This window comes from Costertonia aggregata (assembly GCF_013402795.1).
Classification (GTDB): domain Bacteria; phylum Bacteroidota; class Bacteroidia; order Flavobacteriales; family Flavobacteriaceae; genus Costertonia; species Costertonia aggregata.
Genome location: NZ_CP058595.1, coordinates 1,358,830 through 1,384,365, shown reverse-complemented (window position 1 = coordinate 1,384,365; position 25,536 = coordinate 1,358,830). Strand labels below are relative to the sequence as shown.

General features: G+C 39.0%; 26 protein-coding genes. 15 read left to right on the top strand and 11 right to left on the bottom strand.

What is annotated here, in order from left to right; genetic code table 11:
* Nucleotides 1-114: 114 nt before the first annotated feature.
* Nucleotides 115-258, bottom strand: coding sequence for a hypothetical protein (locus HYG79_RS06415; RefSeq protein WP_179241289.1), 144 nt, complete (start codon nucleotides 256-258; stop codon nucleotides 115-117).
* Nucleotides 259-509: 251 nt separating this feature from the next.
* Here HYG79_RS06415 and HYG79_RS06410 point away from each other — a divergent pair, with 251 nt between their 5' ends.
* Together HYG79_RS06410 and HYG79_RS06405 are read left to right on the top strand one after the other, a co-directional pair.
* Entirely contained in the window at nucleotides 510-1,073 is a 564-nt protein-coding gene (locus tag HYG79_RS06410; protein ID WP_179241288.1) for a type 1 glutamine amidotransferase domain-containing protein, read from the top strand.
* A 180-nt stretch (nucleotides 1,074-1,253) separates the two neighbouring features.
* Nucleotides 1,254-2,777 (top strand): GH3 family domain-containing protein, encoded by a 1,524-nt coding sequence (locus HYG79_RS06405; RefSeq protein WP_179241287.1) that lies wholly within the window; start codon nucleotides 1,254-1,256, stop codon nucleotides 2,775-2,777.
* Here the strand turns inward: HYG79_RS06405 and HYG79_RS06400 are convergent.
* Both HYG79_RS06400 and cls read right to left on the bottom strand, forming a co-directional pair.
* Nucleotides 2,774-3,382, bottom strand: a complete 609-nt coding sequence (locus tag HYG79_RS06400; protein ID WP_179241286.1) for a hypothetical protein — start codon at nucleotides 3,380-3,382, stop codon at nucleotides 2,774-2,776. The genes HYG79_RS06405 and HYG79_RS06400 overlap by 4 nt on opposite strands.
* A 231-nt stretch (nucleotides 3,383-3,613) precedes the next feature.
* Complete coding sequence (cls, locus tag HYG79_RS06395; protein ID WP_179241285.1) at nucleotides 3,614-5,035, bottom strand: cardiolipin synthase; 1,422 nt, start codon at nucleotides 5,033-5,035, stop codon at nucleotides 3,614-3,616.
* A gap of 137 nt (nucleotides 5,036-5,172) precedes the next feature.
* On the opposite strand from cls, the gene HYG79_RS06390 reads away from it, so the two are divergent.
* Genes HYG79_RS06390 through HYG79_RS06380 form a run of 3 tightly spaced genes read left to right on the top strand, consistent with a single transcriptional unit; the run spans nucleotide 5,173 to nucleotide 8,183 of the window.
* Nucleotides 5,173-5,613 (top strand): arsenate reductase family protein, encoded by a 441-nt coding sequence (locus HYG79_RS06390; protein WP_179241284.1) that lies wholly within the window; start codon nucleotides 5,173-5,175, stop codon nucleotides 5,611-5,613.
* The gene (locus HYG79_RS06385; RefSeq protein ID WP_179241283.1) at nucleotides 5,597-7,078 is read left to right on the top strand and encodes a DUF748 domain-containing protein; all 1,482 of its coding nucleotides are present in this window, start codon (nucleotides 5,597-5,599) and stop codon (nucleotides 7,076-7,078) included. Before HYG79_RS06390 ends, HYG79_RS06385 begins: the two co-directional genes overlap by 17 nt.
* 4 nt (nucleotides 7,079-7,082) lie before the next feature.
* Entirely contained in the window at nucleotides 7,083-8,183 is a 1,101-nt protein-coding gene (locus HYG79_RS06380; RefSeq protein WP_179241282.1) for a DUF748 domain-containing protein, read from the top strand.
* A gap of 131 nt (nucleotides 8,184-8,314) precedes the next feature.
* Here HYG79_RS06380 and HYG79_RS06375 read toward each other — a convergent pair whose 3' ends face one another.
* From HYG79_RS06375 to HYG79_RS06365, 3 genes are all read right to left on the bottom strand, one after another.
* Nucleotides 8,315-9,433 (bottom strand): alkene reductase, encoded by a 1,119-nt coding sequence (locus HYG79_RS06375; RefSeq protein ID WP_179241281.1) that lies wholly within the window; start codon nucleotides 9,431-9,433, stop codon nucleotides 8,315-8,317.
* A 61-nt stretch (nucleotides 9,434-9,494) separates the two neighbouring features.
* A complete protein-coding gene (locus HYG79_RS06370; protein ID WP_179241280.1) occupies nucleotides 9,495-10,313 on the bottom strand; it encodes an SDR family NAD(P)-dependent oxidoreductase in 819 nt (272 codons plus the stop codon).
* Between the two features lie 64 nt (nucleotides 10,314-10,377).
* Nucleotides 10,378-11,196, bottom strand: coding sequence for an SDR family oxidoreductase (locus HYG79_RS06365; RefSeq protein ID WP_179241279.1), 819 nt, complete (start codon nucleotides 11,194-11,196; stop codon nucleotides 10,378-10,380).
* Nucleotides 11,197-11,388: 192 nt separating this feature from the next.
* Between HYG79_RS06365 and HYG79_RS06360 the strand changes: the two genes are divergently transcribed.
* From HYG79_RS06360 to HYG79_RS06350, 3 genes are all read left to right on the top strand, one after another.
* Complete coding sequence (locus tag HYG79_RS06360) at nucleotides 11,389-11,871, top strand: Dps family protein (RefSeq protein WP_179243491.1); 483 nt, start codon at nucleotides 11,389-11,391, stop codon at nucleotides 11,869-11,871.
* Between the two features lie 94 nt (nucleotides 11,872-11,965).
* Nucleotides 11,966-12,700 (top strand): DUF3891 family protein, encoded by a 735-nt coding sequence (locus HYG79_RS06355; RefSeq protein ID WP_179241278.1) that lies wholly within the window; start codon nucleotides 11,966-11,968, stop codon nucleotides 12,698-12,700.
* A gap of 10 nt (nucleotides 12,701-12,710) precedes the next feature.
* On the top strand, nucleotides 12,711-13,052 hold the full coding sequence (locus HYG79_RS06350) for a DUF3140 domain-containing protein (RefSeq protein WP_179241277.1): 342 nt from the start codon (nucleotides 12,711-12,713) through the stop codon (nucleotides 13,050-13,052).
* Between the two features lie 340 nt (nucleotides 13,053-13,392).
* Here the strand turns inward: HYG79_RS06350 and HYG79_RS06345 are convergent, their stop codons facing one another.
* The 4 genes from HYG79_RS06345 to HYG79_RS06330 form a co-directional block, all read right to left on the bottom strand.
* Nucleotides 13,393-13,983 carry a DUF4136 domain-containing protein gene (locus tag HYG79_RS06345; protein WP_179241276.1) on the bottom strand — a complete coding sequence of 197 codons (591 nt, stop codon included), beginning with the start codon at nucleotides 13,981-13,983 and terminating at the stop codon, nucleotides 13,393-13,395.
* Between the two features lie 187 nt (nucleotides 13,984-14,170).
* Nucleotides 14,171-15,202, bottom strand: coding sequence for a helix-turn-helix domain-containing protein (locus HYG79_RS06340; RefSeq protein ID WP_179241275.1), 1,032 nt, complete (start codon nucleotides 15,200-15,202; stop codon nucleotides 14,171-14,173).
* A gap of 23 nt (nucleotides 15,203-15,225) precedes the next feature.
* A complete protein-coding gene (locus tag HYG79_RS06335; RefSeq protein ID WP_179241274.1) occupies nucleotides 15,226-15,372 on the bottom strand; it encodes a lmo0937 family membrane protein in 147 nt (48 codons plus the stop codon).
* Between the two features lie 52 nt (nucleotides 15,373-15,424).
* A complete protein-coding gene (locus HYG79_RS06330) occupies nucleotides 15,425-15,571 on the bottom strand; it encodes a hypothetical protein (protein ID WP_179241273.1) in 147 nt (48 codons plus the stop codon).
* 253 nt (nucleotides 15,572-15,824) lie between these two features.
* Here HYG79_RS06330 and HYG79_RS06325 point away from each other — a divergent pair, with 253 nt between their 5' ends.
* The 7 genes from HYG79_RS06325 (at nucleotide 15,825) to HYG79_RS06295 (ending at nucleotide 22,809) form a co-directional block, all read left to right on the top strand.
* Nucleotides 15,825-17,624, top strand: a complete 1,800-nt coding sequence (locus HYG79_RS06325) for a glycoside hydrolase family 15 protein (RefSeq protein WP_179241272.1) — start codon at nucleotides 15,825-15,827, stop codon at nucleotides 17,622-17,624.
* Between the two features lie 165 nt (nucleotides 17,625-17,789).
* Entirely contained in the window at nucleotides 17,790-18,611 is an 822-nt protein-coding gene (locus HYG79_RS06320) for a TerC family protein (RefSeq protein ID WP_179241271.1), read from the top strand.
* A 197-nt stretch (nucleotides 18,612-18,808) separates the two neighbouring features.
* Nucleotides 18,809-19,630: a phosphatase PAP2 family protein gene (locus HYG79_RS06315; protein ID WP_179241270.1), complete on the top strand. Its 822-nt coding sequence runs from the start codon at nucleotides 18,809-18,811 to the stop codon at nucleotides 19,628-19,630.
* Nucleotides 19,631-19,768: 138 nt separating this feature from the next.
* A complete protein-coding gene (locus HYG79_RS06310) occupies nucleotides 19,769-20,191 on the top strand; it encodes a DoxX family protein (RefSeq protein WP_179241269.1) in 423 nt (140 codons plus the stop codon).
* A gap of 60 nt (nucleotides 20,192-20,251) precedes the next feature.
* A complete protein-coding gene (locus HYG79_RS06305; protein WP_179241268.1) occupies nucleotides 20,252-20,761 on the top strand; it encodes a lactoylglutathione lyase family protein in 510 nt (169 codons plus the stop codon).
* A 54-nt stretch (nucleotides 20,762-20,815) separates the two neighbouring features.
* Nucleotides 20,816-21,673: a phospholipase A gene (locus tag HYG79_RS06300; RefSeq protein WP_179241267.1), complete on the top strand. Its 858-nt coding sequence runs from the start codon at nucleotides 20,816-20,818 to the stop codon at nucleotides 21,671-21,673.
* Nucleotides 21,674-22,257: 584 nt separating this feature from the next.
* Complete coding sequence (locus tag HYG79_RS06295; RefSeq protein WP_179241266.1) at nucleotides 22,258-22,809, top strand: fasciclin domain-containing protein; 552 nt, start codon at nucleotides 22,258-22,260, stop codon at nucleotides 22,807-22,809.
* A gap of 64 nt (nucleotides 22,810-22,873) precedes the next feature.
* Here HYG79_RS06295 and HYG79_RS06290 read toward each other — a convergent pair whose 3' ends face one another.
* Nucleotides 22,874-25,447: an ATP-binding protein gene (locus HYG79_RS06290; RefSeq protein ID WP_179241265.1), complete on the bottom strand. Its 2,574-nt coding sequence runs from the start codon at nucleotides 25,445-25,447 to the stop codon at nucleotides 22,874-22,876.
* Nucleotides 25,448-25,536: the final 89 nt, after the last annotated feature.

Genomic DNA, 25,536 nt, shown 5'->3' with positions numbered 1-25,536 from the left:
ATCCACACAAATAGGTTTCAGCTTTGAATTGTTGAAAGTAGGGATAACGATATGATTCAAAAAAGCCTTCCAAAAATCTTGGAAGGCTTTTTTAGTACTTCGATTTAGTGTAACCTATTTCTTCTTTTGTTGCTCTTTGATGGTTTTTTCATCAATATCAAATTTGTTCGTATCCACATTTGTATTTCCCGTAGGATTGGTAGGGTTGCTCTGTTCTACTTTTCGCTTGAATTTTCTTTTATCATCAATTGCTCCCATAGTTATATTTTTAATTGTTATTAATTTCATATTTAAACTATATAATTTCTTTGACGTTAGGTATCGCAAACCCTTTAATTTTTGACGCTAACACCCATTCCCATCAGGGAGATATCGTGATATGAAATCGACAATCATATCCGTTTACATTGCTATCGATACAGCACATGGTTTGAACTATTTCAACGTAATTTTAAATTGTTGGTTCAAAGCCAATAGTAAAAGAAATTAATCATTAAAATATGTTGAAGATGAAATTAAAAGATAAAAAAGTAGCGATTTTAGCCACAGACGGATTTGAAAAATCAGAATTGTTTGAGCCTTTAAATGCATTGAGAGATGAAGGTGCCGAAGTACACATTATCTCGGTCAAAGAAGGTGAGATAAAAAGCTGGGACGGAAATAACTGGGGAGAAACCGTTCAAGTAGATAAATTGGTAGAAAATGCAAATGAAGCAGATTACAATTCCTTGGTTTTGCCGGGCGGGGTGGCAAACCCCGATTTGTTGCGAACCCATGATAAGGCACTTGACTTTATCCGTGCATTTTTTAGCAGTAGCAAACCGGTAGCAGCTATCTGCCATGCACCGTGGTTATTGATAAGTGCCAATGTTATTGAAAACAGGAAAGTGACTTCATATCACAGTATTAAAGATGATGTAATGAATGCAGGTGCACATTGGGTAGATGAAGAAGTTGTAGTAGATCAAGGTTTGGTAACCAGTAGAAATCCGGATGATTTACCTGCTTTCATCAATAAGGTTATAGAAGAAACCCGAGAAGGTAAACATGACGAACAAGTAGTGAATGCATAGTTGAAAAATCATGGTTCTCATGATGTTGGTTAGTGTTAAGACCGATAGTACGTATATGTTCTATCGGTCTTGATTTTGTAACCGTTTTGTTCGTAGTGCTACTTGGTTTAATTGGTGTAGGTAATCAGACGACTATTAAATCAATTATAAATACCCTTTAAATATAAAATTTTAGAGTAAATGGCCATTCTAGGAAATATCATAAAAGGAATCATACATGCTTCGGATATGGTCTCCCCCGATTTAAATGCCGTAAAACAACAAAAACAGGTGTTAAAAGACCTGCTTGAATCTGCTCAGAACACCCAATTTGGTAAGCAGTATCAGTTCGACAAAATTTTATTAGCCGAAAAAACGGAAAAAGACTTCCGCGCAAAAGTTCCTTTTTTTGATTACGATCAAATCAGAAAAAAATGGTGGCACCTTGTCCATAAAGGGGAAGAAAACATTACTTGGCCGGGAAAACCTGATTATTTTGCATTGAGCTCCGGCACAACGGGAAAAACCAGCAAACGCATACCTGTGACCAATGCCATGATAAAATCCATTCGCAAAGCAGGCATTCAGCAGGTTCTTGCGCTTCGTAATTTTGACCTTCCTTCGGATTTTTTTGAAAAAGAGATCATGATGCTCGGAAGTTCTACCGATTTGGAGGAACATAACGATGCTTTAGAAGGGGAAATTAGCGGTATCAGCGCAAGCAATATTCCTTTTTGGTTTCAGAATTACTACAAACCAGGCAATGAGATCGCCAAAATAGATGATTGGGACAAACGTGTTCAACATATTGCCGAAAAAGCCAAAGAATGGGATATTGGTGCTTTAAGCGGCATCCCCTCTTGGATGGAATTGATGTTGCAAAAAGTCATTGAGCATCATAATGCAAAAAACATCCATGAAATTTGGCCAAATTTACAGGTATATACTTCTGGCGGTGTGGCTTTTGGACCTTATGAAAAAAGTTTCAACGCACTTTTGGGCAAACCGATCACGGTCATAGATACGTATTTGGCCTCTGAAGGTTTTATGGCATTTCAACAACGCCCCGAAACAGGTGCCATGAAACTGGTCACCAACAACGGAATTTACTTTGAATTCATCCCTTTTAAGCCCGAATATATTCAATCGGACGGGTCGCTTGTACAAGATGCGCCCTCCTTGACCATTGCCGAGGTAGAACTGCATCAAGATTATGTTTTGGTCATTAGTACGGTCGCCGGGGCTTGGCGTTACCTCATTGGCGATACCATTGAATTTACCGATATTGATCGTGCCGAGATCAAGATTACCGGACGCACCAAATTTTTCTTGAATACAGTGGGTTCCCAACTGTCTGTAAACAAACTCAATGATGCCGTAAAGCATCTTGAACAGAAATATGACATACAAATTCCAGAGTATACCCTTTGCGCCAATCGTATTGAAGATGATTTTTACCATAGCTGGTACTTGGGCACTTCTTCCAAAATTGATGAAACACAATTAGCGATTGCATTGGACGATTTTTTAAAGCATGCGAATAAAAATTACAAGGTAGCCCGATCAAAAGCTTTGGAAGGCGTAAAAGTCAATACCATACTACCATCGGTTTTTTATGACTGGAACGCAGCCAATAAAAAGAAAGGCGGTCAGGTAAAGATGGAACGCGTAATGGGTGAGGAACGTTTCGCCGAATGGAAAGAGTTTGCTGACAATCAAGGCTAAAAGTCCAAAGTTTCCGCTTCGCGTTCTTCAACTAAAGCCATTATTTCATCAGGGGACAAATAATATTTTTTGATGCGATCTTTATAGGCTTCGTCAATTTCTGCGTGGTCAAGGATAAAACGTTTTGTTTTTAATAGGTAGTCGTCCATACCTGCGGCAACGGCATATGAGTCTGCCGCACGCTCCGCTTCTTTGATGTAACTGTCCGAGAAGGTATACTTAATACCGAACCAGATAAGGTTTAAGCTGCTTCGATGGCTGTAATCGGCGATATGGCCCAGTTCATGGCCCAACCATCCTATCAATATATCGCTGTCAACGTCGGTTGTCTCAAATTCTTCATTTGAAATCTTGAACTTTTTGCTCAACAATACCAGATATTTCCTTTTTTTTCGGGGTTTGAACAGGCTCCAAAAAACGGGCTGCGCCAACATAGTGGATTTACGGATGTTTTTTTTGAAACGGAACTCTATTCTTGTGTTCTCAAGCTCGGGATAATGCGATAAAGCGGCTAAAGCCTCTTTTTTGATGATTTCGGGTATTTTATGCTGTGCGTTAATAGATGGTACGTTCATAAAGAAAACTATGGATATTAAAAATTTCACTGTTATGCGTTGTTTTTTTGATTATAGCTCATTATGTATTTTGATGAAATTCTGTCAATTCGAGTGAATCCTATGATTGAAATGAACAAGAATTTGTATCTAGAATAAGAATTTTGACCAAAAAACTGTTTTCGATAGTTCAGCTGAGCTGAACCAAAGTACGATTTTTCATTCCTGAAAATCACTCGAACCTACATATTGATACCTTTTCTTTAAAATGCACAACGGTGATTACAATAATGGACTAAAAAACTTGGCCAAGCCTTCGAGCAATTTTTGCCCAACAGGTCTGTTTTTAAAAGTTTCATAATCAAGGGATTTGCATTCCCCACAAATACTATCGAATTCATTTTGAATTTGTTGTGTTAAATCCGTGTCATAAAGCAAAGCATTGGTCTCAAAGTTATGCTCAAAGCTGCGATAGTCAAAATTACCCGAACCAACGGATGCTATTTCATTGTCTATCTGAATCATTTTACTATGCGAAAAATCGGGCCTAAGGTATATTTTTACCCCGACCGCTAAAAGTTGTTCAAATCTAGAGAACATGCTGAATTTTGCCATTTTGGAATCTGACTCCTCTGGCACCAAAAGGTTGACTTTAATACCGCTCAAGGCGGCGACCATAAGAGCTTGCAGAACCGCCCTACCAGGTATAAAATAAGGGTTCGCAATACTAATGCATTTTTCTGCGGCATTTATCATTCCTATGTACTGTTGCATGATGGCAGGTTGTTTGGAATCTGGTCCAGCAGCAACGATTTGGGTTATATGGTTTCCCTGAGGTTCAGTTTTTGGAACGTATTTTTCGCTCAACAACAGCTCCTCATCGCCGGCAAAATGATAATCTTTGATGAAGATGCGGTGTAAGCTATTTACCACGGGGCCTTCCAATTTTAGATGCAAATCTTCCCAAATGCCGAGGTCTGAGATAGGTTTTATGTATTTGTCAGATACGTTCACCCCACCTGTAAACCCAACTTTGCCGTCAATAACGATAATTTTTCTATGGTTCCTATAGTTGAGCGTAAAAAGTAGATTCCCAAAACGTATGGGCATCATGGGGAAGGCCTTGACACCTATATTTCGAAAACGCTTAATGGTCTTCCCTCTAAAGGAAAAGCTCCCAAAAGAATCATAGATAAGGCGCACTTCTACGCCCTGCGCTATTTTTTTTTCGAAAATCTCAAAAAACTTTTGCGTGAGTTCCCCTTCTGAGAAAATGTAATATTGCAAGTGGATAAAATGTTCAGCCTTTTCCAGTGCCTCAAAAATACTTTCAAAAGTTTCCTCTCCACCATTTAAGACTGTCGTCTTATTGCCACCATAAGGGGCCAATAACGTACTGTTTTCGATAAGTTTCGATAGTTTTTCCTTTTTTTTGGAATCAAAATCCACTTTGTTGTCCAGCTCATGAAGGTCTTTATATTTTTCATCAAAGAGTTTGCGCTTTTCAGTTTGGCGCAGCCTGAAAAATTTGAATTTTCTACGGTTTACACCAAACAAATAATACAATAATGGCCCTGCAAAGGGCAGTAAGAGCACGGCCAATAACCAACTTAACGATTTTGTGGGCCGGCTACCGTGCAATATAATACTGATGATGCTCCAAAGGGTCACCCCACCGTACAGTACCCATAAAAAAGTATTCATTTTCAGCTTGTTTGTTTCGTCAATATAGGCAATCGCCTTTATGTGGTATTGAAAGCCGTCCGTTTGGGATAGAAAAGAATTGGATTACGCTAAGCACACGAATAAGTTAACAATATATTTGGGGATAACTAAAAATTATGGGCGTGATTTCAAAAGATAAAAGAAAACTTACGATTTATTATCATTCGGGTACTACAATAGGAGAGCAGGCACATGCCTACGCCAATGCATCAAAGAAAAAATTACATGCAGTAGATATTTCAAAAACAAATGTTACCGGTACGCAATGGGCCGAACTGGCAAATGGTCTAGGACAATCTATTTCTGATTTAATCGATACGGACCACCCTGATTTTATTGATACATACGGAAAGGAAGCACCGAAAATGGAAGAACATGACTGGCTGAAAATTTTGGAAAATGAACCGCACTTGCTCAAATACCCCGTTATAATCAATGGTAAAAAATATATACAGGTACAAAGTGCGGCCGAATTCAAAAAATACATAGAACCAGATAGCGCAGGTTTGGAAAAAAAGCCCTTGGATAAACAATTTACCGATGAGGATACCCCCTAAAAATATAAATAAGGCGCATAACATAAAAAGTAAACTGCCCCGAATCATGTTCGGGGTTGTTGTTGTTTTGGGGTTAAGTATTTGGGCCGTTCATGTATACGCAAAACATAAGTTGTCACAACTTGTTTTGGAACGGTTACCCAATAGTGTTGAACTTGCGTATAGTGCTATTGACCTAAATCTTTTTTCAGGTAACGTAGTTTTGCATGAGGTAAATGTTGGATTTTTAAAGAACGATAATTTCAAAACCAAAGGTACACTTGATCTTGATAAATTTACCATACAAGGTCTGGATTACCGGAAATTGCTTAGCGAAAACACCTTTAAAGCGAATAGGGTGTGCATTGAACGGGGAGATTTGGAAATTTACGACCAAAACTCCAGCGACATTAAACTCGCTATGTCAGATATTGCTTTGGAGTTGCGGTCGTTCATGGCCGATTCTTCAACCTTGCAACAAAAGATACCCTTCACTTATAAAACTGTTGATTTATCGTTAGGCAAACTGCATGTGGCGATAAGTCCTTTCGAGGTATTGAGTATAGATTCACTTTTTTTAAGGAACGGGGATTTACGAACAACATCGATTTCCATCATGTCAAAATACGGTAAATCACAACTTTCAAAAAAAATACAGTACGAACGTGACCACATACAGCTTACCATCCCGAACAGTAGTGGGAAAAATATGGGCATGACCTTGGTGAATGACAGCCTCAAATTTTCAGCGGATAACGTTACGTTTCTAAATCCCCGGCTAGCACTTTACAGGGATAAATTGGTTACTGACAATACCGTTAAAAAACCCTTGTACGACACCATGTTGAACCAGCTTCCCATAAAACTGGACATTAAAACCGTTGTTTTGGAAGATGGACAAGTCTCTTATGCCGAAAAAACGGATAAAGCCGTAGAACCCGTTTCCATCTCGTTTAAAAGTTTGGATGCTACAATTAATAACCTCTCCAATACCAATACACAAAGAACAGAAGTAAATGCGAGAGCAGCACTTATGGGGAAGGCCCCGATAACACTCGATTTTAGTTTTCAAGTAAAGAATCAAAATGATACTTTTTTAGCATCTTCAACCTTAAAAAATCTAGAAGGTTCCTTGATCAACCCTTTTCTCGAATCAAATGCGAACGTAAGGGCCCAAGGCCTTATCAAGGAAATGTACTTTACAATAAGCGGTAACGGCCATAAATCTACCGGCGATATGAAAATGAAGTATCAAAATTTCAAATTTACGGTTTTGGACAAAGATCGGTTGGGAATCAATAAAACCCTGACCGCCATTGTGAATCTATTTACCAACGACGGTTCCAAGACCGATTCCGATGGATACAGATACGGTAAAATAGAGGTAGAAAGGGTGCCTACGAAATCTTTTTTCAACTACCTATGGTTGAATACGAAAGACGGGTTAAAAAATACGGTTCTGGGAAACGGGAAAAAAGAAGATTAAAAGTATGGGACAGCAAAGAAAAAAGTTTCGAAAAAAAAGATATATCGTTCCAATTACGATTATTGCGGTTTTAATAGTGTTGCGACTGCTTTTACCGTTTATGGTAAAAAAATATGTGAACGGTGTTTTGGCAGATATTCCAGGGTACTATGGGCAAGTTTCGGATATAGATATTTCATTGCTTCGTGGCGCATATGTTATTGATGGCCTATACTTGAACAAAGTAGATGCCAATTCCAAAGTACCGTTCCTTAATTTGGAAAAAACCGATATTTCTATTGAATGGGGAGCATTGGCCAACGGTAAGATAGTTAGTGAAATCGTAATGACCCGTCCACAATTTATATATGTGTTCGAAGATCAGCAAGAAAATGAGGCTGCCGACCCAGATTTTGATGACTGGACAAAAGCCTTGACCGATCTAGTGCCCATAGATATCAATAATCTAAAAATCATTGACGGTAAAGCGGCGTTTGTACAACTTACCGCTGAACCCAACATTGATTTAAACTTAAATCAAATCCAGTTGAACGCGACCAATCTAAGAAATGTAGTGCGTACCGAACGTGAGCTCCCTTCGGAAATTCATGCAACCGCTATATCAATAGGACAGGGAAACTTTAAACTTGACGGAAAGATGGATTTGGTAAAGCAAATTCCCGATATGGACGTTTCCTTCTCGTTGAAAAATGCCTCGGCAAAAGCTCTTAACGATTTTACCAATCACTATGCGGGTATTGATTTCGCCGAGGGCAACTTTAATATTTTTAGTGAGATAGCCATTGCAGATGGTTTTTTGACGGGTTACGTAAAACCATTATTAAAAGATTCAAAATTGCTCAATGCGGAGCAGGATAATTTTTTGAATACCCTGTGGGAAGGTTTTGTTGGTTTTTTCAAATTTATCTTAAAAAACAAAGGGAACAACACACTTGCCACCAAGGTTCCCATTGAAGGAGATTTGAACCAAGTCAAAACCAAAGTGTGGCCCACCATTTGGAACATATTCAAAAACGGTTGGGTAAAAGCTTTTAAAGGTGTTGTCGACAACGATGTGAATTTTGAGGATGCAGAGAAAGCAAATGAAAAACAAAAAAAGAATTAGTTTTATAAAATTGGCGTTTGCCAAAAAATGGGGTCAAGTACATGAATTCATATAATTGACCCCACTCGAACGAATAGTATAAGCGTAACTTTAAACATTTTTTTTACGCTTTCTTATCATCTTAACGTAACTTATTCGTTTACTACATAATCCCGTGCTTTTGCCTCATAATCAGTATAACCTTCCTTGCCGGTCGTATAAAACGTATCCTCGTCCCAGTGACTCACAGGTATATTTTGTGCAAAGCGTTCTACCAAATCAGGATTGGAAACATACAATTTACCAAAAGAAACCAAATCGGCATCCCCGCGCTCAATAACGGCATTACCCTTTTCTTGATCAAATCCGGCATTTATCATTAAGGTACCATTGTACATAGGGCGATACCTTTTGGCTATTTCGGTTTCAGCATATTCAATATCGGATACATCATTGAAAGGCTCTGAAAGATGTAGATAGGCTAAATCATACTGGTTTAAACGCTTTATGATATAATCAAAGGTCGGTAAGCTATCCTCGTCCAAGGTCATACCAAATATACCGTTCAACGAGGGGTTCAAACGTACACCAATTCTATTTTCGGGCATTACTTTTTTAATTTCATCAATTATCTCAAATAGGATACGCGCTTTATTCTCATGGCTGCCACCGTATTCATCGGTACGGATGTTGGAGGTACTACTGAAAAATTGATGCAGTAAATATCCATTGGAAGAATGGATTTCAATGCCATCAAAACCAGCCTCGATTGCATTTTCTGCAGCTTTGACAAAATCTTGGATGGTACCCCTTATCTCGTCTTTTGACATGGCTTTTGGCGTTACGGTTTTCTTTTTACCTTCTGGAGTGAACACTTCAGCGTCAGGATTAAGTGCCGAAGGTGCCAAAGGGAGGTCGCCCTCATGAAAATCGGGATGGGAAATGCGTCCCACATGCCACAATTGAATAAAAATACGCCCACCAGCGCTATGTACTTTTTCGGTAACTATCTTCCATCCTTCAACTTGTTCTTTGGAATGTATGCCTGCAGTGTTGATATAGCCCACGGCTTGTTTGGAAATTTGTGAACCTTCGGTAATGATCAATCCGGCAGATGCTCTTTGTGTGTAATACACTCCGTGAAGATCCGCCGTGGGCCTACTGAACTCGTTATTGGCCCGACTACGGGTCATGGGTGCCATAACGACCCTGTTCGGCAATTCTAAATTACCCAAATTAAATGATTTTAGTAAGTTTTGTTCTTTGCTCATAATTATGTTTTGTAATGTTTAAAAGTTTACTCAAATAGATAGATTGTGGGATGACCCTATATCAACCAAACGCAGATTCAACCGCTCCCCCATCAATTCGAACATTACTCCCGTTAATATAACTTGCATGTTCCGAACATAGGAATGCAACCACAGATGCGACCTCTTCTGGTTTGCCACGTCTTTGCATTGCAATATGTGGCCTCTTGTTTTCAACGAACCATTGTACCGCTTCTTCCTCTGATACATTTTTTTCGTTTGCCAACTCTTTCATCATAGCATCTGTCATGGGTGTCTCAATATAGGCCGGAGAGATACAGTTGAACAAAATGTTTTCTTTAGAGTAAGCGCGTGATAAACATTTTGAAAGATTAACGATACCAGCCTTACATGCATTATACGGGCTTTCTTCTTCATAGGGTTGAAGTGCATTTTCTGACGCTACCAAAATCATTCGTCCCCACCCAAGATTTTGCATTTGGGGGATGAATGCCCTAGCAATGCGAACAGCTCCCATTAAATCAATTTCTATAGTTTTCATCCAATCATCGTCTGTTAGGTTCAAAAAATCGCCTGCAGCTCCTCTCGCTCCTGCGGAATGAAATACAATATGTGCCCCTGCAAATTCTTTTTCTACAGTATCGGCCAAATGTAATACCTCATCATTTTTGGATATGTCTGCTGCTATGGCCATTGTTTTAGCTCCTTTTTCACAATTTTTTTCGACCTGTTTCATGGCCTGTTGCAAATCTTTGCCATACTTTTTATCGGACAAAACTACGTTAACGCCTTCCCGAACCAAGAATTTTGCGGTTTCTATACCAAGGCCCGAATCTGCGCCCGTAATCAATGCTGTTTTTCCTTTTATTTTCAAATCCATAATAAACCCGTTTTAATTCTCCCTTTTAAGAAGAGTTTTTCTTTGTAATTACCTAGTGTATGATTTATCCATTTTGGGTAAACCCAGGATAACAGGTCATACCCCCATCCACAAAAATTGTGGTACCGTTCACATACTCCGATTCATCGGATGCCAACCAACTGGCCACACTTCCAATTTCATCAGGTTCCCCTATTTTTCCGTAAGGGATTAACTTTAGCATTTTTTCTCTGCCTTCTTCGGTACTCCAAACATCTTTATTGATATCTGTTTTAATGGCGCCTGGCGCAATACTGTTGCACCGTATTTTTTTTGGGGCATATTCTTGGCAAATACTCTGCATCAGCATAGTAAGTCCACCCTTTGAGCTAGCATAATTGGCATGACCGGCCCATGGTATGATTTCGTGAACACTGCTCACATGAATTATTTTCCCTAGAGAATTGGATACTTTTTCACGCATGCCCCGTCGCATAAATTCTTTTATCGCTGCTTTTGCCACGAGAAACTGTCCTGTAAGATTCACATCTATCACTTGTTGCCAATCCGCCAATGACATTTCGTGCAAAGGGTAATCTTTTTGCATTCCTGCATTGCCCACACTTATATCGACCGTGCCAAATTCGGCTATGGTTTTATTGAACAGTTCAGCAACTTCATCCTCATTGCTCACGTCACATTTGATGACCAAAGGGTCGCCACAAATTGAGTTTTTCGAAATCCAATCGGCAGTCTCTTCGGCACCTTCTTTATCACTGTGGTAGTTGACCGTTACATTGGCACCTTCCTGGGCAATGGCCTTCGCTATCGCCGACCCTATACCATTGCTTGAGCCTGTGACGATGCAGGATTGACCTTGTAATCTTTTATTGGGTTTTTGCATTTTTTTTGATTTATTATTAAGATAATTTAAACGCCCTTTGCAAGCGAGTTTTTTATTTTTTTGGAAGATGATTTTAATCGATTACGTCAAGATTTCTTTTGTGGTAAGCAAACTTTTTTTTGCGTTGATCCACTCTGTCGAAGCGTGTTATATTTGAGGGAATAAAGAATAAAATTGAAAAAAATGGAAACAATGAAAGCAACTATTGGTATAAAAAAAGACAACAGGGAGGCAGTGGTAGAGATGCTGAAGCAATTATTGGCAGATGAACATGTACTGTATACAAAATATCGCAATGCACATTGGAATGTCGAAGGAATCGATTTTCATAGCAAACACGTGTTTTTTGAGGAAGAGTACGGAAAATTGGAAAGCACGATCGATGAGGTAGCGGAGCGTATACGTATGCTCGGATTTTATGCTCCAGGCAGTATGCAGCAGTTTTTGGAGCTATCTGAACTAAAGGAAAACGGACCTGAGCAAAATGATAGTGCCAGTTTTATGAAAGTATTGTTGGAAGACCACGAAAGCATCATCAAATTCATAAGAAAAAATATCGGTGACAATGCCGAGGCCCACAATGACGAGGGTACAGCAGACTTTATTACAGCGATCATGCAAATGCACGAGCAAATGGCGTGGATGTTACGTTCCTCGTTAAAAACCTTCAAGTAATAAGTTATTGTAAAAACATAAAAAAGAAATAGGTCAAGAGCGGTCGGAATCAATTCTTACCGCTTTTTGATTCATTTGACAAAACTGCGGTGTAATGATAGTTAAACAATCAAGCAGGGGATGGCTAATGATTTATCAAGCGGCCCATGGACTATTGGCCGGTAAAATTGCAAATCGACTTAAGAAAAAGTTGCGTCCAAAATACTGGTTGGAAACCATTACTGCAATTTTGGAACACGATGACCATCAGCTGCGGTTTGATGAAAAACTATATTTGAACGAGATAGGCCTGCCCATTGATTTTGTCAAAGAAGAAACTGCAGATGATAAAGTGCTCGAACGTGCTAAGAGAATTTATAAGAAAGCTAGAATAAAATCGAAGTATACTGCATTGTTGGTTTCCTTGCATTTGGATTTTTTATATGGTGAAATGAACGATGCCGGCATGAAGGACTTCTTGCAATGCTTGAAATCAAATAGGGACGAAATAGAAAAGCTCTACGGTTTACAAGAAAAAGAGGTTAATGAAATATATCAGATTTTGCGGTTTTGTGACAGGTGTTCCTTGATATTGTGTAAAAACCAATTACCCGCCATGGGACGGTCCTTGGAAATAAATACATCTATTTTGGGTGAAACCTATTATATCAGTAAAAACGACGAAAATAAAATAAATGTCGAGCCATGGCCTTTTGAGGAAAATCAATTTGAATTGAGTATTGAACAAATGCTCGTTGAGTCTGCCGAATTTAAAGATAATGCCGCGCTAAAAAAAGCGCTTGCGAATTCCAAGACCGAATTGTTACAATGGGTATTTCAAAAAAACTAAAAACAATAAAATGTCAAAATCTAACGAAGAAATTTATCAGGAATTTTATGATGCCGTGAACATGGCACCAAGCGAGTTGGAAGATTGGTTAAAGACCGATAAATCAAAAAACGTAGGTCAGGATAGTGGCGACGGTGAGGCTATTGGTCATAAAAGTGGGAAAAGAATCATTGAAATCAAAAAGAAAAACAAAGATGAGCTTACCAATGATGATTACAGCCATATGAACAAAGTAGTGGGGTATGTAAATCGTCATAAAGCCCAGAAACCTGATGGGGAAATAAAAGATACCGATTGGCGCTATAGCTTAAAAAATTGGGGACACGATCCTTGTAAAGAAGCAGACTGCTAAATACATGCTGCATGTCATAAGGGAAGCTGTTACCGAAAAAATGAAAAAAGTACTGAAATAATGAAATCCCTAAATTCTTTTGTGCTTCGAGCTAACAGAATAGTTGTACTTCAATAGTGTCCGATGTACAGTGGGCTATTTCAGATATTATTCAGTCTTTTCAAAAACCGGTACTACTTTTTATTGCGGTTTTTTCACCGCTAATGATTTAGTGCCAATAAATACGCATTTTGAATAATGATGCATAAGTAACAAGCTCATTACTTTTAATAAAGGTCCGTTACATTTTTAAATGTAACGGACCTTTATAAGTATAATACAGTAATCGTTCAGATTGCGATTACAACTTAGGATATTCATCAAAAATCGCATCCACATACGCTACTATTTTTTCTGAGGTATCCTTTTGGTAAATAGCTTCTTCGGCAGTTCCCGTCCAAAGCTTTTGTTTGGTTTTTCTGTCAATAATATCCACTATCAGAGTACCTACTTTGTAACCCGAATAGTCTACATCATAGCCTATAAACTCCCCATAAGTGCCAAAATCACGGTAGTAATAGTTTTCATAATAAGGACTCACGGGATAGGTTACCTCATAGGGGTAAGTGGCATATACCGGGTCTACTTCACGCATTTTTTTCTTGTCGAATTTTGTGGTCAACAGTACCAACATATCAGGGTTTTCGGTGTCTATACTATAACCGGCTTCCATCATGTTGTTATTCATTGCCGTAATGATCGATTTTGCAACCTTGTCCCTTTGTCCATCAATATTGTCGGGCACTTCAAAATTAGTATTGGGCAAATAGGCAAAGGTCTCATAAGCACCAAGATTTTTGTTCGTTGTTTTTGTTGTTGAAACAGTTGGGCCACAGCTAAACATCAATGTGAAGGCAAGCAGCGCAAACAGCTTTGTAACTAATTTTTTCATATCATTTTGTTTTTAAATTAAAAATCAACTTAAAATACTGATAGCCAAAGAGATGATTTAACGGTATAACAAGAGTTGTTTGCTGATATGAAATTATATCATGAAAAGGACTGTTGCGGATTCAAAACAAAAAAATCCGCCTAAAACAAGGCGGATGTTCAACTAGCTAGGTTTACACTTTGTATGATTAGGCTGTTACAGCTATCGAATTTTGATGGTCCTGATAGTATTTTGGGCTACAGTTATATTTTTGTTTGAATATTTTGGAAAAATAGCTTCTGCTGGTCAATCCAACGGTATAAACGATTTCCGAAATATTCAGATCGGTGGTTTTGATGAGGTTCTCGGCAGTTTCAACACGCACATTTCTAATATAATCAGATACCGTACGGTTGTGCAAGAGTTTAAAGCCTTCTTGTAGCTTGGCCGGGGACATTCCCGCTTTCTTGCTTAGATAGGCCAAAGTATATTTTACTTCGGGATAATTTTGTATAAAGTTCGAAAGTTCATGTACAGTGTCCATCTCACTTCTTGTCAAGGAGCCAAAGTTCTTTTCCGAATTTTTCATATCCATATTATGCTGCTCTATTTCGAGTGCCAGCATCATATGAACAATGCCTTTTATCAGTAAACGGCGAACAATACCACCTTGTTTTATGGTTTCCAATTGTTGCATTTTTTCGGCGATTTTCAAATTATAGGAACCCGTGTATGCAAATATTTCTTTGTCTTCTTTCGGCATAAAGGTTTTTAGTAGCTGCTCCTGTAAAAGATTCAAATTTTCGTCGTCTGTATGGCTAGCATGTGTGTTTACGGTTATGCTTGAAAGTTTTACGGCTTGGTCTTTTCTAAAAAACAAACAAGTATCCCTGCTAGGATCACTTGCAAAAATTCCGGTCTGAAATTGGTTTAGCGACCTTTGCTTACCATTTATGCCAAAACTATGGCTCATTTGACCTTCAGCACAGTATAGAAAATATATGGGGTTGGTCACAGGGGTATTCCTTATAATGAGAGTATCCTCGTTAAAGGTAACGTCGTATTCGATAAAGGAAATGTTTTTGGTTATGGATACACCGGTAATCTCCCCCTTTACCAAGTCATTGTTCATCTCTAGGCTATACTCTTTGGGCATTTCTTCAAGTGTGCCCCCAAAATCGTTTTTTAAGTGGTTGAAAGCCTGCTCTAAATTGTTTGTTTTTAATTCTATTGTTTTCATGATGTATTTTTAGGGTTCGTGTTCTATTTTTCTGTGAGTACTTTTATTATAAATGCTAGTGTTGCCAATAGTAAAAGAATATGAATCGTAAGGCCAAGGTCATAGCGGAAAAATCCGATTGCCCAGGCTCCTAATAGCAGCACGGCCGTTATCGTTAAGAATTTAGACATATTTTGATTTTTTAATATGCAAGTAAGTTGTTGGGACATGGTACGGAGCATTTTATTTTGAATGTAGTTCTGGATTTTGATGGGTCATGCCCATTATAAAGTTATTGGGTAGCTGCCTTCTTTTTTTTAATGCTCTTTCATTGGGCCATGAGCGTCCTACTCGTGCATTTGTTCTATTTTTATGTTTGTTCTTAATCATAATAGGTTGTTTTATTGAGATGTGAAAATTACTTGATTACATCTGATGCAAAGTTTAAAAATTGACCCTCTTATGGTGTTACACAATTTCTATATTACGTTATATAATTATTGGAAAACCCTCATTTTCTGACCTAAACCATCTAAATGTTGATGGGTTCGGGAATACTGGTGCATTTTTTTGATAAGATTCTGTAAGTTCACATACTAGGTATACCATGTGGTATAATCTGGTATAAATCATAAAATCAACTATGGAAAATCTTGATTATGGGATTATTGGAAATTGCAAAAGTGCTGCATTGATATCAAAAACCGGAAGCATAGATTGGTGCTGCCTTCCCGAATTTGATGCAGCCTCCGTCTTTGCTAAATTATTGGATGATACCATAGGCGGCAGTTTTGGGTTTTTGCTGGACGATTCGTATTGCGCACAACAGTATTATGAAGAGAACACATGTATTTTGGTTACAAAGTTCACCTCGGGTGACAACTGTTTTGAGGTACATGATTTTATGCCCAGATATTCCATTGAAAGCGAGGGTCACCATGCACCGCCCGAACTCATACGGTATATTAGGCTCGTTTCTGGGAATCCACAATTTAGGGTTTTGTACGATCCCAAGCTGGAGTATGCGCGCGGGGAGACCAAAACCTATATAAAAAAAGATTTTATAGCCAGTCTCACGCGTGAAGAAAAGTTTGATACCGTATTTCTTTACACATCGTTCGATAAAACGGCGATTGTAGAGCAACAGGAGATTGTTTTAAAAGAAGATGGTTTTTTTCTTTTGGGGTATAATGAAAAAATATTACGGCCTACGGTCGAAAGGGCTTTTATTGAATTGGAGCGTACACGTATTTATTGGTTGGATTGGTCGCAACGCACGACCACCTACAAAAAATTTGATGCGGAAATCAAACGCAGTGCTTTGACCTTAAAATTATTGAGTTATGATAAAACGGGAGCCGTACTGGCCGCTGCTACCACATCGCTGCCCGAAGTAATAGGGGAAGTGCGTAATTGGGATTATCGATTCTGTTGGATAAGGGACGCCTCTATGGTCATAAAAGTAGTGTCCGAACTGGGCCATAAGAATATTGCAAGACGCTATTTGAACTTTATCATTGGCTTAATGCCCGATAAAGACGAAAAACTACAGATCATGTACGGTATTCATCGCGAAAAGAAATTGACCGAAGAAACGTTGGGTCATCTTAAAGGTTACGAGGGTTCGCAGCCTGTGCGTATTGGCAATGCGGCCTATGAACAAGTACAGAATGATATGTACGGTATTCTAATGGATGTTATCTACAACCTTATTGTACAGTTTCCCGTAAACATGGAAAACGGTGAAGAGTTGTGGGGGATTACCAAGGGAATTGTTTGGATCGTTGAACAGCACTGGCAAGAGGCCGACAAGGGGATATGGGAGTTTCGTTCGGAAGATAAGCATTTTACCTTTTCAAAGGTGCTGTGCTGGACCGCTATCGATCGTGCGCTCAAAGTAGCCGAACTGTTGAACAAGCACCACAAATTGGAAAAATGGAAACCTTTGGAAGCAAAAATCCGTGAGGACATTATGAAAAACGCCTGGAACGAAAACAAACAAGCCTTTACCCAATCCTATGGTTCTGAACATATGGACGCCTCGGTACTGTTGATGGAATCATATGGTTTTATAGATGCCAAAGACCCTAAATTCATTAGTACGGTACATGCTGTTGAAAAAGACCTTTGCAATGATGGTCTAATGTACCGTTACACGAACAAAGACGATTTTGGAAAACCTTCCTCATCCTTTACCATTTGTACCTTTTGGTTCATCAACAGTCTTTTCAAAATTGGCGAAAAAGAAAAGGCATTGGCGCATTTTGAGCAGGTTTTGGGCTATAGCAACCACTTGGGTTTGTTCAGTGAGGATATCGACTTTGAGACCAAAAGGCTTTTGGGCAACTTCCCACAAGGCTATTCGCACTTGGCGTTGATCGAGTGTGCGGTCAATTTTTCCGAAGTAACGAGCGAATCGTTATTACTGGATGAAATACGATAATACACCTGCTTGAATACCGTGGTTAAAAAGGATTTTTTTGTTAGATCTACAACCATATGATTGTAAGGTATTTTATTTCCCTTCGCATCCGAATTAAAACCAAACCCTTTACGGTCAAACCATTGCGTATGGGAACACTATTTTTCAAATCTAAAAATACTGATTATGTTCGAAATTTTTTCAAGTGCCGACGCATGGGTAGCCTTATTGACCCTTACGTTCTTAGAAATCGTGTTGGGTATTGATAACATTGTATTTATTTCAATAGCAGCAGATAAACTGCCCGCTCACCAGCAGCGAAAAGCGACGAACTTGGGTTTGATCCTTGCCATGGTGCAACGTATATTACTTTTGTTCGGGGTATCTTTTTTGGTAGGTCTTAAAGAACCTTTTTATAATATTGAAACTTCGTGGTTTCAAATGGGATTGAGTTGGCAAGCGCTTATCTTGTTTTTTGGCGGACTGTTTTTATTGTACAAAAGCACTTCGGAAATACATGAAAAACTTGATGCTCCCGGAGTTGGGGAGGAAAATCTGAAAGCCAAAAAAATTACTTCGCTACAGAAAGCGATCGTACAAATAATCATCATCGATTTTATTTTCTCCATTGATTCGATATTGACTGCGATAGGTATGACGAACGGTATAGGCAATCAACCTGGTGACGCACTTATTCTTATGATCATTGCGGTGGTAATATCGATTTTAATCATGATGCTTTTTGCCAACCCCATTCGAAAATTTATTGGCAAACACCCCTCTATGCAACTATTGGCATTATCTTTTTTGATATTGATCGGCTTTATGTTGATTACCGAAGCGGCCCATTTGTCACATACCGTGGTTTTTGGACAAACTGTCGGAGCTATCCCAAAAGGGTATCTATATTTTGCCATCGCTTTTTCATTGTTGGTAGAGTTTTTAAACATGAAATTAAGAAAGCAAACAACCAAGGTCAAAAAAACCGTTTCAAATGCGGATAATTGATAGGATACATAGTACTAATGGTTGTTTTCAAAAGGTATAGAAGAGCGATACCCATAATTATTTTTATGTTTTTTGATAGTAGTGAACCAAAAAACGGTTTCACAGCAAACTTTCCTTAAACCAAAAGAGCTATTTATTACTTGCATCACGGCATTCTATGAAGTGCTATTTCCTGAATTTTGGATAAAAGCGAAATCATGTATAAACTTAGCTTACTAAGTATTCTAGCACAATTGGTAATCTCAACATCTTGCTTTGCACAAGACAACGATTCGCCCTATTCGTGGGACTGGAAAAAAGACGGAATATGGCTAGGTGCCGGATTCGGGGGTTCTGTTGGAGGTCTTTTAATAGGAAAAGAAAAAACGCCATATACCGAAGAACAATTAAACGCAATTGATAAGGACGACCTATTTGTGCTTGATCGTTGGGCTGCGGGCAACTATTCAAAATCTGCAAGCGTAGCTAGTGATTACCCATTTTATGGTTCGTTCGCAGTACCTTTTGCCTTACTTTTTGACAACACCATAAACAACGAAACTGTGACCGTTTTAGGGCTTTACATTGAAAGTTTGGCTACGACTTCGGCCATTTTTACCTTAACCGCAGGTCTGGTAGATAGACCAAGACCTCTTGTTTTTAGTGAAGAAGCTCCTATGGAGAGACGACTACGCAAAACTAGTAAGCGTTCGTTCTATTCGGGTCATGTAGCCGCATCTGCAACGGCGATGTTCTTCGCAGCAAAAGTATATAGTGATTTTCATCCCGATTCTAAACTACGCCCCTATTTTTGGGCCGGTGCGGCAACCGTACCGGCAGCTATAGGGTACTTGCGGTTAAAAGCGGGGAAGCACTACTTAACCGATATCGTACTCGGTTACACTTTAGGAGCCTTAACCGGATATTTGGTTCCTGAGCTTCATAAGAAAAAAGAGAAAAGCCTTCAACTATACCCAAGTGCAGGATTGACCCCGATGGGTAGGGAAGTAAATGGACTGGCCATTAGATATTCCTTTTAAGCCATCCACTTCATATCTGTGGTATTTTATCACATCTAAAAAAAGCTTCTATTAAAGAGGTTTGTAAAATGATATTGAGTTGGCTTGCTAACAAAATAACTTGAACAAACGCCCAAAACAAACTGAAAAATGATACCCATGGAAAAAGAAGTACAAACAACACGTGTTCAAAACATATTCAGAATCCTGTTGGCCATCTTTATGATTTATGCGGGTGTTAGCCACTTAACCTTCAATCGAATGGATTTTCAAGCTCAGGTACCGGATTGGGTGCCTTTGAGCAAAGATTTGGTCGTTGTTTTATCCGGTATTGTTGAAATAATGCTAGGACTGGCCTTATTGTTTTGGAAAAAGCAACGCGTAAATGTTGGATGGGCGTTGGCACTATTCTTTGTTCTGGTATACCCTGGAAATATCTCACAATATCTCGAAGGAAGAGATGCGTTTGGCGCATTGGATTCCGATAGGGCACGATTGATTCGGCTTTTCTTTCAACCCATTCTTATTGCATGGGCATTATGGTCGGCGGGATCCTGGAAAGCATGGAAGAAAACGAGATAAAAAGCAATCTGTTCCATACAGCAGTACTGTAAAACTAGTAATGATTAAAAATAAAATAACATGAAAAATTCAAGCTATCCAAAATCATTTTCCCATATTGGAATTACCGTACCGGATATAAAAAAGGCGGTTAAATTTTACGAGGAAGTAATGGGTTGGTATATTATTATGCAACCATCTGCGGTCAAAAAAGAAAAGGATACCGCCATAGGCCAAATGTGTATCGATGTTTTTGGAGACGATTGGGAGGAATTCGAGATTGCCCATATGGCTACTTCCGACGGAATAGGAATCGAGTTGTTTTCTTTCCCGCATGGTGAAAAAGAGGCACCTGAATTCAGTCCCTTCAATACGGGACTTTTCCATTTTTGTATCCAAGATCCCGATATTGAAGCTTTAATAGAGAAGATTGTTTCTATGGGAGGTAAACAGCGTATGCCTATCAGGGAATACTATCCTAATGACAAGCCCTACAAAATGTGCTATGTCGAAGATCCGTTCGGCATCGTCTTCGAAATCTACACCCACAGTTACGAACTGACCTATTCTTCTGGGGCCTACCAAGATTAAATGCCAAAGAGCACCTTATTTTCGCCCTTACTGGATTCATTTAAAACTATTACAATGCTAAAATACAAGCCCTTTATTAATACATCAACTGCACTTATTTTAGGGCTGCTATTTCTTATGTGCTATCAAATCCAAGGACAGAACCTTACGCGTTCCGAAGTTAGGGATACGATGCAACAGATACCTTCTTTCACCATCCACAAAGACAATTATTTCATTACGGGCGTACCCACCAACATGGCGATAAACAGCTCTACCGCTAATGCGAAATACCAGATCAGTTTCAAGCAAATGATTACACGAAGTAAATTGCCGTGGGACACTTACCTTTATCTTACCTATAGCCAAAAGGCCTTTTGGGATATTTTTAAAGAATCATACCCGTTCAAGGAAATCAATTTTAACCCTACTATTGGTGTCGGTAGGGCATTTTTTGATAAAAATGATAGGCTAAAGGGTATTGGAACATTTCATTTTGAACATGAATCAAACGGAAGGGACAGCATTTTCTCCAGAAGTTGGAACAGGCTCAGTGCGACATACAACACAACTATCGGTCCTAAAACGATTTTAAGCATCAAAGGTTGGATACCTTTTGGATACCAGAGTGGTAATCCCGAACTTTTGGATTATGTAGGTCTGGGAGAGCTGAGATTATCATATGATTTTGTGCCGAACAGGTTTAGTATTGAATTGAAACTGAGGAAGGGTCTGCAATGGGATACTAGGGGAATGCTCCGAACACGTTTGTTCTACCGACCGTTCAAGAAGAAGGGTAACCAATATTTTATGTTGGAGTGGTTTGCCGGTCATGCTGAGAACTTGATAAATTATGAGCGATTTACCTCTATGGTCCGGTTTGGGTATGTCATAAAAACTGATGAGCTCAATTTTTTAAAGCGAAAGAAGTGATGAGCGCACATTTTATAACAATGAAAACGTTAAGCTTTTTGTATTTAAGCTAGAGCTGGTCATGTTTTTCAATTGTAGGAGATGAAGTCCCAAAATAGGTAAATCCTTGGTAATGTTAGTAAAACCGTTAAGTAATGGCACTGTTCTTTGCGCCTAGCATATTCTACTACTTTTATCCCTAATTTGCTCCTAAAAATCTTTTTTTAGTGGCTGCAGCGGCAATGCCCTCAACTCGAGTTTGTTTTAAGATAAAAGACAAAAAACACGATTTGGCAGATTTTATATTCGGTATATGTTCAGGGTGGCGTACAGGTACCCTATCTCAGAACTTACGAAAGAACAGCAAGTTCAAAGCATGGCCCTTTCATCCATGGGATGAACGGTCAACAGTGTTAAATCTTCGCTTTCGTTTTAGCGTCAATGATCTCTGTAATTAAGTCAACGTGTTGATATTCAGTATATATATTTGATGTATGGTACTTGGAAAGAGAGTTAAAGTTTACATGTTTATCATATTACGATAACACGTTATCTTAAGTTTTCGGTACTTGAACAAAAACATTAATTTTAAAATATTGAGCATTATGAAAAAAAGAACAACACGATTGGTTATTACAGCACTAACATTCTTTACAATGGGTTTCACTGCCTTGGCGCAATGGAACGGAAACGATGTATTCAGTAAAATAGATAATACATCTGAATATGGCACTTTTGAACTGGCACATATGGATAGGGACATATCTACGTTTATTAATCTAGTAGCCTTGTCCGGTTTGGAGCCCTCTTTGCTAATGGCAGACGAACATACAGTCTTTATCCCGACGAACGAAGCCTTTAAGGCCATGCAAATTGATGAGTTTTTACATCTGACGAATCCCGAAAACAAAATGGATTTGATAAAGTTTGTAAAGTATCATTTTTTGCCCAACAAAGTCATGAAGTACGATTTTAAAGATTCTCAAGTCATTGATGTAGAAGGTGCCAATGATATTACGGTAAGTGTAGACGAGCCATACGATACAACTTACATCGGAGGCGCTAGAATAATAAAAGATGATATTGAAACCTCAAATGGGATAATACATATTGTGGACCGTGTGATTATGCCGTCCGATATTGCCCTTAACGAGTAGTATCAAATTAATGATAAGTATCCTATTTTAAAAGTCCCGTTAATTTTCTAACGGGATTTGTATTTTAAGCAGGTAGATACACGCAGAAAGTTGCTCCTTTTCCTTTCTCGCTTTCGGCAACAATATGCCCGTTATGGTTTTCGGCTATTTTTTTGCATATAGCCAATCCGATACCGGTTCCCGAATACTCGTTACGTTGGTGCAGGCGTTCAAAAAGCTCGAATATTTTCTCTGCATTTTCCTGTGCGAACCCAATACCATTGTCCATGATCGATAATCTGTAATAATACTTTTTCTTTTTATCGAACTCATCGGTAATTCTAGAACGCGACAATTTTTTACAATCGATAACGATTTTAGATTTTTCGGTCGTACTGCGATATTTGATGGCGTTTGAAATAAGATTGTTCAACAGTTGCTCTATTTGAAAGGGGATGCCTTTTAAGGTAGGCAGTTCATCTACGGCAATCTCCACATCACTTTCTGAAATACGCTCATCCAAATCACCCAAGACTTTGGCGACGGTCTCGTTCAAATCTACCGGAACAAATTCTTTTTGGTTCTTGTTTATGCGGGAGTAGGCCAGTAAGTACTTTATCAGGGTCTGCATACGATTGGCCGAACCGTTGATTTTGTCAAAATACATTCTTCCTTTTTCCGAAAGGCGCTCCAACTCGCTATCTGAAATACGCGAAATGAACATTTGAATTTTTCGCATGGGTTCTTGAAGGTCATGGCTGGCCACACGGTTGAACGACTCCAATTCTGCATTGGAGCGTTTTAACTCCTCATTTTTACTTTTCAGCCTCCGTTCCGATTTGACCTCTTTGGTAACATCCCGTACTACCCCGACCGATATTTGATTGCCGTCTTTGATTATCATTTGCCCATTTACATGCAAATGTTTAATGGTGCCTCCTTTGGTTATGATGCGATGCCTATGGCTATCGGCAGTGCCCAGCCCTAAAGTTTCGTTTCGAATTTGTTCATAGATTTCCAAGTCATCCGGATGTACGAATTCTTTGAATTTTTCAAAGGTAATTTCAAAATCATGGGGTTCGTGACCTAAAATCCGATAAAAGTTGTCCGATATCCAAGCTTGGTTCTCCCGCAAATAACCAACATAGCTTCCAATGTTGGCCACCTCTTCCGCATCTTTGAAAATCGAGTTTTGTATGGCCAATTGTTCGTTCAAAGAAACCAACTCCTCTGACTTTCTTTTTTCCTCGGTAATATCTCTGGTAGTAACCGTAACACCATCATTAAGTTTTATGGCCGTGGCTTGAAACCATAACGTATGGCCATCTTTTTCATATGAGGTCTCATATTCCATTTGTCGATTTTCCTCGATACAGGCTACCAGTTTTTCAAATACACCGGAGGTAAAAATGGTAGGGAATATTTCAGAAGCCTTTTTATGTTTTATCGTTTCGGGAATATCGCCCGTAACCTCATTGATGGCATCGTTCATAAAGAGAATTTCAAAGTCGACAATTTTGCCTTTTTCATCACGAACGGATGCCAGGTTCATGACCACACTGGAAATACTCTTAAAAATATTGTTCAGAAAACCACGGCTATCCAACAGTGTTAGGTTCTGTTCTTCGAGGCGTTCATTGAACGCTTTTAGTTTTGCTTCGGCATTTTTTTCTTTGGTAGTGTCACGGGCCGTATTGGTCACCCCGTTACCCAATTTGTTAATGGTATTGGTAAACCACATTTTTTCGCCATCAAAATCATATAGGGCCTCATGGGTCTGCGTCTCACCGGTGACCAAACAGGTTTTCATAAGCTCAAAAAGTCCGTTTTCAAGGACTTCGGGAAAACTATGGGTCAGGTTTGTGCCTATGATTTCGTTTTGCGAATCGTTGGTAATGCCTTCGATTTGTTCACTGGTAAACAGAAACTTAAAGTCTACCACTTCTTTTTTTTCGTTTAGAACGGGTTCAAAATGGCTGACGATATTCGGACTGCTTTTCAGAACATTCTGTACAAAATCATTGGCCCGTTTGGTCTGTTTACGTTCCCGGTTTATCCGTAAAAAGGAAAAAAGAAATATGGCCAGGGCGAACATCCCCAAAAAGAGGGTCATGAAAGGGGTAAAATAATAGGATTTTTGATAGGCTACCTGCCGTTGGCGAAGCAGTTCTTCCTCAGTGTTCAACATGGCGGCCTTGACGGTCTCGAGACTATCCATAACGGTCGAAACGGTATTTAACGCTTCGCCATATTCGGGAGCTTCAACAGTATTGGGCACATAGGCCTTAAAGAGGCGCAATGCACTGTAAAGTTTGGCCTGTTGTGTATCAACCTGTTGTAAATATCGCTGTTGTTGGGGGTTATCGGAAGTCAACCTTCGTAATCGCTTTACTATGGCATCTACACTATCTTTTTTAATGCGCAATACATTTGGAGTTTTGGTCTCATTTCGCAATCTGGCCTCAAAAACTTCAGATTGCATCATGGCGAATTGCGAGAACAGGTGGTTTATCTCGGCTTCAACCCTTAGGGTATGTGCTACCATATCGGCAGATTCACGCAGTTCCTGTATCTGTTTATAGCTACGGCTGCCGATGAAGGCAAGTAATGCAGTGGCCAGTATTAATAGTACGATAAAATATTTGGACGGCTTTATCAATTTTATAATTACGTTTTATTTAAAAATACGCCCTCTAATTTAAGGAAACTAGAGGTTAGAATATGGTCTTTGATGTACCGTTATGCGAT